This window comes from Acidobacteriota bacterium, assembly GCA_016208495.1.
Taxonomy (GTDB): domain Bacteria; phylum Acidobacteriota; class Blastocatellia; order Chloracidobacteriales; family Chloracidobacteriaceae; genus JACQXX01.
In genome coordinates this window covers 17,949-30,255 of record JACQXX010000041.1, presented here as the reverse complement: position 1 = coordinate 30,255, position 12,307 = coordinate 17,949, and the positions used below count along the sequence as shown (strand labels likewise).

At 51.1% G+C, this 12,307-nt stretch carries 11 protein-coding genes; 9 read left to right on the top strand and 2 right to left on the bottom strand.

The genetic code is table 11. The features are described 5' to 3' along the window. Positions 1–138 precede the first annotated feature (138 nt). Entirely contained in the window at positions 139–903 is a 765-nt protein-coding gene (locus HY774_07070; protein MBI4748234.1) for a sulfite exporter TauE/SafE family protein, read from the bottom strand. A gap of 473 nt (positions 904–1,376) precedes the next feature. Continuing rightward, entirely contained in the window at positions 1,377–2,297 is a 921-nt protein-coding gene (locus HY774_07065; protein MBI4748233.1) for a DUF3034 family protein, read from the bottom strand. Positions 2,298–2,857: 560 nt separating this feature from the next. Here HY774_07065 and HY774_07060 point away from each other — a divergent pair. The 9 genes from HY774_07060 (at position 2,858) to HY774_07020 (ending at position 12,181) form a co-directional block, all read left to right on the top strand. Continuing rightward, complete coding sequence (locus tag HY774_07060; protein ID MBI4748232.1) at positions 2,858–3,064, top strand: hypothetical protein; 207 nt, start codon at positions 2,858–2,860, stop codon at positions 3,062–3,064. After that, positions 3,033–3,524, top strand: coding sequence for a Rieske 2Fe-2S domain-containing protein (locus tag HY774_07055; protein MBI4748231.1), 492 nt, complete (start codon positions 3,033–3,035; stop codon positions 3,522–3,524). Before HY774_07060 ends, HY774_07055 begins: the two co-directional genes overlap by 32 nt. An 8-nt stretch (positions 3,525–3,532) precedes the next feature. Next, positions 3,533–4,849 (top strand): cytochrome b N-terminal domain-containing protein, encoded by a 1,317-nt coding sequence (locus HY774_07050; GenBank protein MBI4748230.1) that lies wholly within the window; start codon positions 3,533–3,535, stop codon positions 4,847–4,849. Positions 4,850–5,003: 154 nt separating this feature from the next. Then, positions 5,004–6,824, top strand: a complete 1,821-nt coding sequence (locus HY774_07045; GenBank protein ID MBI4748229.1) for a c-type cytochrome — start codon at positions 5,004–5,006, stop codon at positions 6,822–6,824. A gap of 207 nt (positions 6,825–7,031) precedes the next feature. Next, entirely contained in the window at positions 7,032–8,462 is a 1,431-nt protein-coding gene (locus HY774_07040; protein MBI4748228.1) for a cbb3-type cytochrome c oxidase subunit I, read from the top strand. Between the two features lie 117 nt (positions 8,463–8,579). Next, positions 8,580–9,149 (top strand): cbb3-type cytochrome c oxidase subunit II, encoded by a 570-nt coding sequence (locus tag HY774_07035; GenBank protein ID MBI4748227.1) that lies wholly within the window; start codon positions 8,580–8,582, stop codon positions 9,147–9,149. Between the two features lie 192 nt (positions 9,150–9,341). After that, the gene (locus HY774_07030; protein MBI4748226.1) at positions 9,342–9,527 is read left to right on the top strand and encodes a hypothetical protein; all 186 of its coding nucleotides are present in this window, start codon (positions 9,342–9,344) and stop codon (positions 9,525–9,527) included. Positions 9,528–9,767: 240 nt separating this feature from the next. Beyond that, a complete protein-coding gene (locus HY774_07025) occupies positions 9,768–10,085 on the top strand; it encodes a hypothetical protein (protein MBI4748225.1) in 318 nt (105 codons plus the stop codon). A 164-nt stretch (positions 10,086–10,249) separates the two neighbouring features. After that, positions 10,250–12,181 carry an FAD-dependent oxidoreductase gene (locus tag HY774_07020; GenBank protein MBI4748224.1) on the top strand — a complete coding sequence of 644 codons (1,932 nt, stop codon included), beginning with the start codon at positions 10,250–10,252 and terminating at the stop codon, positions 12,179–12,181. The last annotated feature ends 126 nt before the right edge of the window (positions 12,182–12,307 follow it).

Sequence of the window (12,307 nt, the reverse complement as noted above, 5' to 3'; positions counted from 1 at the left end):
TTTCGTCCTTTATGTCCTTTTGCCTCAAACCCGGAACCCGGAACCCAGACAAGGTGACAAGGTGACAAGGTGATTTTTTTCATCCCTCATCCTTCATCCCTCATCCCTTAAAAAACCCGGAACCCGGAACCCGATCTCCTAATGGCACCCACCACCGTGTCCCTCTTGCCCCGGCGGGGCACCGGCAACCACTGGACCTGGAGCAGCCATCGGTGGATGTCCGAAATGCATTGCATTATATCCAACGGACCTGAGCAAAAATGTGATAGCCAGAATCACCAGGCTGGCAGTGACCAGACGTTCTCCCCAGAGTCGAACCGGTTGGGTAAGGATTTGCGAAGCAAAGCCAATTCCCATCAGTGCCGGCACCATGCCGGCACCAAAACACACCATCATCAGAAAGCCTGTGCGGATGCTTCCGAAGGCGGCTGCCTGAATCAACATGGCGTAAATCAAATGACAGGGGAGAAACCCAAGCAACAGGCCAAGATAATATTTCGAAGTCGGTGCTGATGAGACCATCAGTTTTCCCACTGTTTGCTTGTAAAGAGCTGATTGAGTTACCAAATCAAAAGAGAAAAACGGGGACAACCGGCTTCCTCCGGCGAGAATAATCGCCACCGCGAGCAACACGACCCCAAACACCAGCATGACGAGCCTTCCGGCGCCAACCCAGTCACCAACTACATACATCTGGCTGCCGATTCCACCAGCAACGGCACCTAAAAAACCATAGGTGGTAACACGACCAAAATGATAAAACAGGTGATGCCAGAATACCCGACGTGCCTTCTCTTTGGCGCTGAGTGGCAAACTGTAGGCCAGCACAATCGGTCCACACATCCCGATACAGTGAAGACTCCCAAGTAAACCGAAAAGAAACGCAGCATATAATTCAACCATATTGTGAAAACCTTGGGCTGAAGGAAACGGGCTGAGGGCTGAGGACTTGGGGCTGAGGGTAAAACCAATTGCATTCAAATGATTTGTATACCTTGAGCCCTGAGCCCCAGGCCCAATGTCTTTTCCCTCCCTTGGGTTTAAGAAAAAAAGGCCCAGTTGGTGGCTGTCCACTGACTGGGCCCGGAGAGAAACGTAGGGAGGTAACAAGAAATCCGTGAGTGAAATAGCAAATAGATAGCGAGTGGTGAGTAGCGAGTAGCGAGATAGTCAATCCAAAAAGTGTGAGTCGTGAACACATGGCGAGTAGCCAGTCATCAGAAAAAGTTTAGGAATATTTATTCGGTAACCCTGGTGTTCATAGTGGTTGAATAGTAAGTGCAAGCTACGATGGATTGACTACTCGCTACTCGCTACTCGCTACTCGCTCTCGCTACTCGCTACTCGCTACTCGCTACTCGCTACTCGCTATCTATTTAAAACCGATATGACAGACCCATCGCAAATTGGGCTCTGGCCTTGAGGTCAACACCCGGCATAATCTTTCCGGCGGCCTGGGCCACACCGAAATCAATCGCCATTGGGACTTCTTTATTCGGCAGAATGCGCACAAAGTAGGTCAACGAGGTTGGCATCACCGCACCGGGGAGCCCTTCGATATCGCGGGGCTGCTGGGCAAATTCTGAACCCAGGATCAACGTGCTCTTGGCTGGTCCGGGAACAACAAAGGCCACGGCGCCAAACGCGCGGCCTTTCCAGGCGGGGGCATTTCCGGCAATTCCAAACAGACTGCCGTTGGTGGCTTTATAGCCGGCGTTGATCAGGAACGGCAGACCTTTGATTTGGGTCACCGTTTTGGTGACAGCGACATACACATCGCCATTGGTTGTGTCTTTATTCCCAAGGACTCCGCCGACGTGTTGAACCTGTGACCGAACAACGCCACCAACTGAAATGGCGGGGACCCAGTTTGCCTTCTTGACATTTTCCGGGACCACATTGACTTTGGCATGAAAGACATTAAACCCGCTATCAAACAGGGCACTGAATGCTTTGTCATTTCCTCCGGCATTGAAGGCTCGGGTGTAGCCAAATTCAATGCGTTTAAATGCCCCAACCGTGACCGATGTTTGCAGACTGTGTCCGATGATCGGACCGGTGTTCATATAGTGAAAGCTCAATTCCGGCTTGCCAATTGAATTGGAAGGGGAAGAGACCGTATAGGCAAATGGTGTTACAAAAGCGCCGGTTTGTCCTTCCCAGTTCAGTCCCTGGGCCTGCGCATTGAGCGGAAGTGCAAAGAGAAAAACAACAGCTCCGATCAACATCATGTGGACCATTCGATCTTTCAGGAATGACAGCATGGGGTGATTGAAGGAAGAAAGTAAATGATTCATAGGTTGCTCCTGTTGGCAAAGTATAGGGTGCGGCAATCTCTGGTTCGTCGAAATTATTCGTTTTGGTAATTATTTCTATCTGTGCAACCAACGTACCAAAAGTAAGTTTGAGTGGGTCAACGACGCGAAATATTGGTATTATTTTCGAGTTGGATAGAACTGGATGGTTACCTGGGGTGCATCCTGTTGTTTATTCAAGCATTATTCTGAGTACGGTAACTTATTGACTGATTTTGCATTGGTGGTGGCCTGTATTTTCAAGTACCTGAGCGTTGCTCTCAGAAAATTTCCAATCTGACCTATCCGCGCAACTCACACACCTCTGGCAAGCCGGGGTTGAGTGATTTCCAGATTAAAACGAACGCTTGTTTGTGGAAATTTTCATATGATATGTGGAAATTCACACAGTCGTCAGGCCAATTCTTCCTGGTTTTTGCCTCAAATTTCCCCATTTTTGGCGTGGCACGGCGATTGCCCAGTGTGTTGCCTGAGAGACTCATGCCCCTCTTGCTCTCATTCCCGAATTCTTGCCGCTGATCCCATCTCACTGAGGTCAAAAAATGGAATACACCTGGATTGCCATTGTAGCCAGCCTTCTGATGGGGCTTGCGGCTTTCCTTATCTTTATGTTTGCCGTCAAACGCGATTACTTCCGGAATCTGGAAGAGGTCAAGTACCAGGTGTTTTGGTCGGACCTTGAAGAATTAGTTGAATCATCGAAGGAGGAACAAACCAATGCCGATGGGCAAAAACATCATCTCCACTAAGCCAACCACCACCGAAGATACCAACCGCCGAAAATTCCTTTTGTGGTTGAGTAGCCTTGGGTTATTTGGTTCGGCGGTTATCAGTGTGGTCTCGAATCTGGTCTTTATCAAACCCAGAGCGACCTATGGGCAGCCCAACCGGTTTAGTGTTGGGAAGCCAGATGATTACCCACCCGGCACTCGGATTGCCCTGGATAATCACCGAATCTGCATTGTGCGTGAAGAAAACAAAATTGCCGCCGTGTCCACCACCTGCACCCATCTTGGCTGTATTGTTGGCCTTTCTGAAACAGGTTTTGCCTGTCCGTGCCACGGATCACGGTTTGATCAGGATGGAAATGTCACGGGTGGTCCAGCTCCGAAACCCCTTGCCTGGTACAAAATCAACCTGGCGCCAAACGGCGAGTTGGAAGTTGACAAAGACGCGGAAATCAACGCCGGAACCTACTTGAACCTGTGAGCGATGTTATGAAGACCACCAGCCTCTGGAATGACTTGCTAAGCTTCCCGGAAAATGTTTGGAAATCCGTCTTCCGAAATCCATTACCTTCATCTGATTTAGGAAGAGCCCAAACCAGCTTTACTAATTTTTTCCTGCATATTCATCCGGTCAAAGTCCACCGTCACACCTTACGCCCGACCTACACCATGGGCCTTGGGCTAATGTCCTTTTTCCTATTTGTCCTGCTGGTCGTAACGGGCGTGTTGTTGATGTTTTATTATGTTCCGTCAACCTCCCAGGCGTATGACCGAATGCTGGATTTGCGGGGCACGGTTGCCTTTGGCACCTTTCTGAGGAATATGCACCGCTGGTCAGCACACGCGATGGTGGCCGTTGTTTTTTTACATATGTGCCGGGTCTTTTTTACCGGTTCGTACAAACCGCCGCGTGAGTTTAACTGGGTACTGGGAGTTGTCCTCTTCTTATTAACACTTTTTTCAAGTTTTACCGGGTATCTCTTGCCGTGGGACCAACTGGCTTTTTGGGCCATTACGGTCGGAACGGCGATTGCCGGATATGCCCCAATCGTTGGACAAGACGTCCGATTTTTGCTGCTTGGCGATTCCACCGTGGGTCAGGAAGCCCTGCTGCGGTTTTATGTGTTGCACGTCGCCGTGTTGCCGGTGGTGATGACCTTGATGGTGGCGATTCACTTCTGGCGGATTCGCAAGGACGGCGGGCTCTCGCGGCCAGAAGTCGCCGAAACCCCAGCCGTGCAGCCACTCCAGCAGGATTCAGAGTATGTTCCGGGCGCCACCTCCACGGTTGGCACCCCAACCACCGAAGTCGCACTGGCCAATGTTGAAAAGAAACGGTTTGGTATTCAAGGACTGGTGCGGGGGCCATTCTCTAAAGTCGGAAAAGTTGATGAAAATACCGTTTATAGCTGGCCCTATCTGTTGATGGCTGAATTGTTTGTCTTTGTATTGACCGTGGCGGGAGTTCTGGTCGTGTCGCTTCTGTTTGATGCGCCGCTGGAAGAGCCAGTCAATATTATGCACCCGCCGAACCCAGCCAAAGCCCCGTGGTATTTTCTGGGATTGCAGGAACTGGTGAGTTACTCAGCTTTCTGGGGCGGAGTTGGAATTCCGACCATCGAAGTGCTGATCTTACTGATCGCGCCATATCTTGATCGCTCCACCAAAGGAATTGGCCAGTGGTTTTCCAAAGATCGGTTATTGGCCAACACGCTGTTTCTGACCTTTGTCGTGGTGAACATCATTCTCATCATTATTGGAACCTTCTTCCGAGGTCCGAACTGGGAATTTATTTCTCCCTGGTAGACCGAAAGCAGGGGTCAGGGTTCGGGGTTCAGGGTTCAGGGTTTTCGAAATTTTTGTCCTTTTCGTCCCTTATGTCCTTTATGTCCCTTTCTATGATTTCCAAACCCTGAACCCCGCAACCCTGAACCCCCATTCATCATAGGGTAGGTAACTTATGCGACTGGCTTTAGCAATAGCGAGCTTACTGATTTTGGTCATTCACGGGCTGGTGTTTTACGATCAATTTTTTCATAAGTGGGAAAAATTCCAGACCGCTTATTTTGACCAGGCGAAAGTAATGGCCAAATCCGAATCGGAACGAGCCGCCCTCGACGGGCGAAGCCCTCGGATCGAGCAGATTCTGGTGACCCAGTTCGGGGAAATGCGCGTGGACCGCTGCACCACCTGTCACATTTCCGCCGATGACCCCCGGTTTGAAAAATATGCCCATCCGCTCAAAGCCCATCCGTTTTCGGCGGCTCTGGGCGATAAGGAAATCAATGGGAAATGGGAGCGCCGGCACAAATTTTCTGATTTTGGCTGCACGGTCTGCCACGATGGTCAGGGGCGGGGCTTGAAGGAATATTATGGCCACGGCAAAGACCACTACTGGCCGGACCCGATGCTGGGCTATGTGGCGCAAGACACCTGGCGCGCGGAATATAAACCCAAGCTGGTTGGAAAAGGGTATATGGAAGCCAACTGTGCCCAATGCCACACTGAAGAAAATTTTGCGTCAACCCCGACGATTACCAAAGGACGACAGCTCTTTTTTGAAAAGAACTGTTATGGCTGCCATCGAATCGAAGGCATTTCCAACGGGACGCTGGCACCTGATCTTTCAGAAGTCGGAAAGAAGTTCAAAGTTGATTATCTATGGGAATCGGTGGTGGATCCACGAGCCAATCTCGCCACTTCAGTGATGCCCAAGTTTAATCTGACGGATGACGAAGTGCGGGCCCTGGTAATTTTCCTCAAAAGCCGCCGGGGGATCAATTTCAACGAAACCTCATTGGAACGCTATCGCGCTCGGATCGAAGAAAAGAAACCAGAAGCCGTCCCAGTCGCAACCACCACTGGAACCGGCACGGTTGTTCCGTCAACCGTCCCCACGCCTGAAGCTGCATCCGCTTTGGCTCGGGGTGAAAAACTGATTGCGGAAAAATCGTGTGTTGCCTGCCATAAGCTGGGCGATAAGGATGGCGGGATTGCTCCGGATTTATCTTTTGAAGGTCTGCTCAAAGATGGCCCCTGGATGATGAAACACTTTAAGGATCCACGGGCGGAAATGCCGGATTCGATTATGCCAAGTTTCAACTTCAGTGAGCCAGATTACCAGGCCATGACCGATTACCTCCTGTCGCTGAAAACACCACCACCAACGACCACCGCCGCCGATACATACAAAAACCTGTGCGCCCGGTGCCACGGTGAACAGGGAGACGGCAAAGGGATTTCCTGGCTCTATCTCGACCCGGCACCGCGTGATTTGACCAAAGCCGCCTTTATGAGCAGCAAACCCGATGAACGGCTTATCAAGTCAATTCAGGAAGGCGTGGCCGGAGCGTCAATGCCGGCCTGGGGCAAAGTGCTCAACGAAACCCAGGTCCGCGATCTGGTGGCCTATATTCGCCAGACATTTACCAAAGAACCCGCGCGCGTGATGGCTGCCCACCAGGTGCCGGACCAGAACCCAATCACCATGACGCCGGATTCGGTCAAACGCGGCGAACAAATCTACCTTATGCGCTGCACCGGATGTCACGGTCGGAAAGCTGACGGCAAGGGGCCAAACTCACTCGACATCATTCCGCGTCCACGCAATTTGCGAAACCAGTTCTTTGTCCAAAGTATGACTGACCGCCGACTGTTTGACTCGATTCTGTATGGTGTTCAAGGCACGGCGATGCCACCCTGGATTGACTACGGAATGACGAAAAATGATGTCGGCGATGTTGTCAATTACCTGCGGAGTTTCAATCAGCCGAAGAAGTGAGATCCTTTAGGGTTCAGGGTTCAGGGTTCAGGGTTTTTGAATTTTTGTCTTTTTTATTTTGCAGGTCGTAAACGATCTGCCTCAATTCAATCACCGCTACGCGGCGAAAACCCTGAACCCTGAGCCCTGGTTTTGAAACCCTGAACCCTGAACCCTGAACCCTGGTTTTAAAACCTTGAACCCTGAATCGAAGGAGTCAAAACGGTTATGTCCACTCAATCATCCGTAGCTGAAATACCTGTTTCTCAGGCGGCAAAAGCGTCAGAGGGTATTCATACCGATACCACCGCCAAGTATTTTCTGATCAGCGCCGTGGCCTACTTTTTCATCGTTGGGATTATCGCGCTCATCATCGCAGCCAAATTTGTCTGGCCACAAATGCTGGGGACGGTTTCATATTTAACTTATGGTCGGTTGCGCCCGCTCCACGTCAATGGAATGCTGTTCGGATGGTTGCTGGCCTGCGACATGGGTTTGATTTATTACTTTGTCCCGCGTTTGTGCGGGGTCAAGCTATGGAGTGAAAAGCTGGGCGTGGCCACGGCGATGCTCTGGAATTTCATTATTCTCAGTGCGGTCGTCACGCTCCTGCTGGGTTTAAACCAGGGGCTGGAATATGCTGAACTGGTCGTTCCGCTCGATGTGCTGGTGGTGGTGGCCTGGGTGATGTTTGGCGCCAATATCTTTATGACGATTGCCACTCGAAAGTATCAGCAAATGTATGTTTCGCTGTGGTATGTCATGGGGACGATTCTCTGGACGGCGTTTGTGTACCTGACCGGAAATTTTGCCGTACTGATGGCCACGGGTGTCAATCAGGCCAACTTGAACTGGATGTATGTTCATAATGCCGTGGGCCTGATCTTTACTCCGGCAGGACTCGCAATTGCCTATTACTTTATTCCGAAATCCTCAAACACGCCGCTTTATAGTCACAAGCTGTCAATGGTGGGGTTCTGGTCGCTGGCCTTTGTGTATGTCTGGACCGGGGCGCACCATATGCTTCATGGTCCGATTTCCCAATGGCTGCAAACCATTGCGATTGTATTTTCGGTGATGCTGCTGGTGCCCGTGTGGGCGGTTGTGTATAACTTCTTTGCGACGATGAAGGGCCAGTGGCATCAGTTGAAAGACAACGTACCGCTCAAATTCCTGATGTCAGGCGTCGTTTTTTACCTGCTGACCTGTTTCCAGGGGCCGATGCACAGCCTGCGAGCCGTCAATGCCATTGTGTCCAAGACGGACTGGATTCCCGGCCACGCGCATATGGCGGTGCTGGGGGCTTTTTCATTCTTTGCCATTGCGGGGTCACTCTATATCCTGCCGCGAATGTTTAAGACCGCGCTGTATTCCGACACCTTAGCCAACTGGAGTTTCTGGTTCTTTATGATTGGCGGATTGGGCTTTTTCGTGACCCTGTGGCTGGGCGGATTCTGGCAAGGGTGGCAGTGGAACAACCCGGCGATTCCATTTATTGATACTGTGGTGGCGCTCCAACCGGTGTGGCTGGTGCGATTCTTCTCGGGAATTTTCATGTTTATTGGGATTGCCCTCTATGCCTACAACGTGATGGCGACGGTGCTGAGAGTCCAATCAACACCGGAGGCGCCACCCAAAGCGGTGGCGGCAACAGTTTAAGCACAGGCTGACCAACTGGAAGAATAGCCAGAACTCAGCGAAGAACGAGAGAACCAAGAAGGCATTTCAATTCTTCATTCTTCATTCTTCATTCACAACTAACGGAGAATTACTGGTATGTTACAGAAAACCGACAAAAGCGCCGTGGGGTTTGTGGCCTTCGCGTTATTTTTCTTCTTCATTGGTGGGCTGCTGACAACGATTGTACCGCCGTTGCTTGATCATAGCTGGGCAAAACCTTTTGAAAATAACGATCCAAGCAAAGGGCCCACTGGAAAATTAAAGCCATATACACCGCTTGAGTTACAGGGGCGGGCCATTTATGTCCGTGAAGGCTGCTGGTATTGCCACACCCAGCAAACCCGAACGTTGCTGGCTGACACCAAGCGTTCGGGCTGGCGTGGCGTAGATTCGCCGATTTCAACCCCGGACGAATTTGTCAATGACAGCCCTCATCTCTTTGGCACCAAACGCACTGGGCCCGACCTGTCGCGGGTTGGCGGTAAATATGACGAACAGTGGCACTTAACGCACTTCCGCAACCCGCGGGATTTGGTGCCTGGCTCGATTATGCCGCCGTTTCCGTGGATTGCGAACAATCCGGCGGAATTCAAAGCCATGACGGCTTATCTGCAAACGCTGGGACGTGCCAAAAACTGGCGTCCGGATAATGACTTTGAGAAATAGGGTTGGGTTCCGGGTTCCGGGTTCCGGGTTCCGGGTTCCGGGTTCCGGGTTCCGGGTTCCGGGTTCCGGGTTCCGGGTTCCGGGTTCCGGGTTCCGGGTTCCGGGTTCCGGGTTCCGGGTTTTCGAAGTTTATGTCCTTTCCAAACCCTGAACTCTAAATTCGCAAATGAAATCAGTTGAGAGGTCCTTGCAATGTACAGCGGCGACTATGTCTATCCAAGCATTTACTTTGCTTATTTTCTGTTTCTCATCTTTTTGGTTGGAGCGATTTATTTCTTTCTGAAATCCTATCGCGATGGCTACTGGGGCGAAGAAGGTGAGTCAATCAAATACCAGGTCTGGGCGGATGAAGAAAAACCGCGCCAAGGTGACAAATGACAAGGTGACTGGGTAACAAGGTGACAAATGACAAGGTGACAAATGACAGGATGACTGGGTGACTGGGTGACAAGGTGACTGGGGCATATTTATTCGAAAACCCTGAACCCTAAACCCTGAACCCTGAACCCTGAACCCTGAACCCTGAACCCTGAACCCTAAACCCTGAACCCTGAACCCGTTGATTTTTCTTCATTCTTCATTCTTCATTCTTTATTCTTCTGAGGGGAGCAAGATGGTATGGCAACGAAACCCGAGCAAGTCGAACCGGTTGAAATCAAAGAATATGCCGATGGTTGGATCACCGAGCGCCAGGGAACGGAAGTTCCCGCATTCCTGAAATTTGCCAACATTGTCATCATTGGTGGGGCTGCGATTTACTTTTTCATTTACATGAACGGGGAAATCACCCACTCCGAACGCGGGTCACTCGTCCAGGCCCTCAATGCCGTGACCAAAACCGCCGACCCATTCATGTATGTCGTTGGTGCGATGATTGTGGTCTATCTGCTGATCCTGGTGGCTTTTGTGTTTCGAAAAGGCCACGTGGACGAATAAGTTTAGAGTTCCGCCTTCAGGCGGTTTTTTGGTTCAACCAGTTCAACCAATACCATTTTGGGTCTCATCGTCCAGTTCAGTACTGCGCTTGCAGGATTTGAAAAATGACTACTGACGACTGACTACTGACTAAAAACTGGTATTTATACAATGGATACACCGTTATGACGGAAGAACGCTATCAGTTCGAGTCACCAGATGGGGCGGATTACTGGATTCGGATGGTGAAATGCCAGGACGCCTGCCCGGTTCATACCAATGCCTGCGGATATGTCAACGCCATTGCCGAAGGGCGATATAAAGATGCCTACCGGATGGCCCGCGCCACCAATCCATTTGCTTCGATTTGCGGGCGGGTGTGCGGCGCACCGTGCGAAGTCAACTGCCGGCGTGGCGACCTGGATTCACCGGTTACGATTCGTGCCCTCAAACGCTTTGTGAATGAACAATTTGGGCCTGAAACTGGTGATTACTCTTTTTACCATGAGTCGTGTGATGAACGAATGCTGCCGCCGGAACGCGGTGATTTTGAAAAAGTGGCTGTCATCGGAGGCGGTGTTTCCGGTCTGACCGTGGCCCACGATTTGACCCGGATTGGGTATAAAGTCACCGTTTTTGAGGCCAACGCCGAACCTGGCGGAATGCTGATGGTTGGTGTGCCCGTCTTTCGACTGCCGCGTGAGCTGGTTCGACACGAAATCAATGCCATTTTGTCAATGGGTGTTGACCTGAAATGCAATATGCGGCTGGGGCGTGATTTCACCATTCAAAGCCTTCGAGCCGAAGGATATAAGGCCATTTTCCTCGGCATTGGTCTTCCGAAAGGGCGAAAAATTCCGCTTCCTGGTTCTGATGTTGACATGGTGTATGACGGCATGGATTTCTTGCGGGCGTTTAACGAAGGCAAACCGTTGCCGCTGGGCAAGAAAGTGGTTGTGATTGGTGGCGGCAACGTGGCCTATGACGTGGCTCGCTCAGCCATTCGTCCAGTGATGGCCAGTGACGATGACGATGAATTTTCAATTGAAGGTGAGCGCGAGCAGCGCATTGCCTATGACGTGGCTCGCTCGGCACTGAGAATGAGCGGCGATAAAGAAGTCCACATTGTCTGCCTTGAAAGTCGGGCTGAAATGCCCGCCGATGAAATCGAAATCCACGAAGGTTCAGAAGAAGGCATCAAACTCCACAACTCACGTGGTCCAAAAGAGATATTGAGCAAAAAAGGAAAAGTCACCGGCCTGCGAACCGTCAAATGTACCGCCGTGTTTGATGCCCAGGGACGATTTTCACCAACATTTGACGAAAATGAAATTGAGGACATTGAAGCCGACACCGTTTTATTTGCGATTGGCCAGACGTCGGATTTGTCATTTCTGTCACCTGAAGATGGCATTGAATCTGTGCGCGGCCTGATCAAAGTCAATCCGGACACCTATCAAACCACGGCGCCTGACGTGTTTGCCTGTGGCGACATCGCGCATGGTCCACGGTTGTTTATCCATGCCGTGGCTTCGGCCCATACGGCGTCCCGCTCGATGCACGATTATCTGAGAAAGACCCGGACGGATGTTGTGGTGCGCAAACGATGGTTCCCGGCTTCCTACACGATGGTGGATGGCTGGTATCAACTGGAACGCCACAACCCACCAGCGGTCGAACCTGAAAAACGTGCCAGTTCGCTTGTCAATACCGAGGAAAACTACTCTGAGACCGAAGCCCAGACCCAGGCTGCCCGGTGTTTGCGCTGCAATGTCAACACGGTCTTTGACACCACGATGTGCATTGCCTGCCGGGGCTGCGTTGATGTCTGCCCTGAGAACCTGATTAAACTGGTTGGACTCTCTCAGCTTCCCAAAGATCCGAAATTGATGAACCTGGCTGAAGAGGGATTGGGAATTACGGAACAGGATTTGCTTTCATACACCACCGAAGAACTCGACCAGATGGGGTCGGTTATGCTCAAGGATGAAACAACCTGTATCCGGTGCGCGATGTGTGCCTCTCGATGCCCCACCCACGCCATCACCATGCAGCGATTTGAATTCTACCGTGAATGCGTGACCATCCCCGCACCCAACCCGAAGATCCGGTATTAAAGGCAAGGGTTCAGGGTTCAGGGTTCAGGGTATTTAAAATTAGTTCTTTCTCGTCCCTGATGTCCTTTTCGTCCTTTTTATTTTTCCCTGAACCCTGAACCCTGAACCCCGAACCCTAAAAACTGG

Coding starts and splice junctions, on each gene's coding strand:
- HY774_07070 (MBI4748234.1), bottom strand. CDS start 903: ATGGTTGAATTATATGCTGCGTTTCTTTTCGGTTTACTTGGGAGTCTT.
- HY774_07065 (MBI4748233.1), bottom strand. CDS start 2,297: ATGAATCATTTACTTTCTTCCTTCAATCACCCCATGCTGTCATTCCTG.
- HY774_07060 (MBI4748232.1), top strand. CDS start 2,858: ATGGAATACACCTGGATTGCCATTGTAGCCAGCCTTCTGATGGGGCTT.
- HY774_07055 (MBI4748231.1), top strand. CDS start 3,033: ATGCCGATGGGCAAAAACATCATCTCCACTAAGCCAACCACCACCGAA.
- HY774_07050 (MBI4748230.1), top strand. CDS start 3,533: ATGAAGACCACCAGCCTCTGGAATGACTTGCTAAGCTTCCCGGAAAAT.
- HY774_07045 (MBI4748229.1), top strand. CDS start 5,004: ATGCGACTGGCTTTAGCAATAGCGAGCTTACTGATTTTGGTCATTCAC.
- HY774_07040 (MBI4748228.1), top strand. CDS start 7,032: ATGTCCACTCAATCATCCGTAGCTGAAATACCTGTTTCTCAGGCGGCA.
- HY774_07035 (MBI4748227.1), top strand. CDS start 8,580: ATGTTACAGAAAACCGACAAAAGCGCCGTGGGGTTTGTGGCCTTCGCG.
- HY774_07030 (MBI4748226.1), top strand. CDS start 9,342: ATGTACAGCGGCGACTATGTCTATCCAAGCATTTACTTTGCTTATTTT.
- HY774_07025 (MBI4748225.1), top strand. CDS start 9,768: ATGGCAACGAAACCCGAGCAAGTCGAACCGGTTGAAATCAAAGAATAT.
- HY774_07020 (MBI4748224.1), top strand. CDS start 10,250: ATGACGGAAGAACGCTATCAGTTCGAGTCACCAGATGGGGCGGATTAC.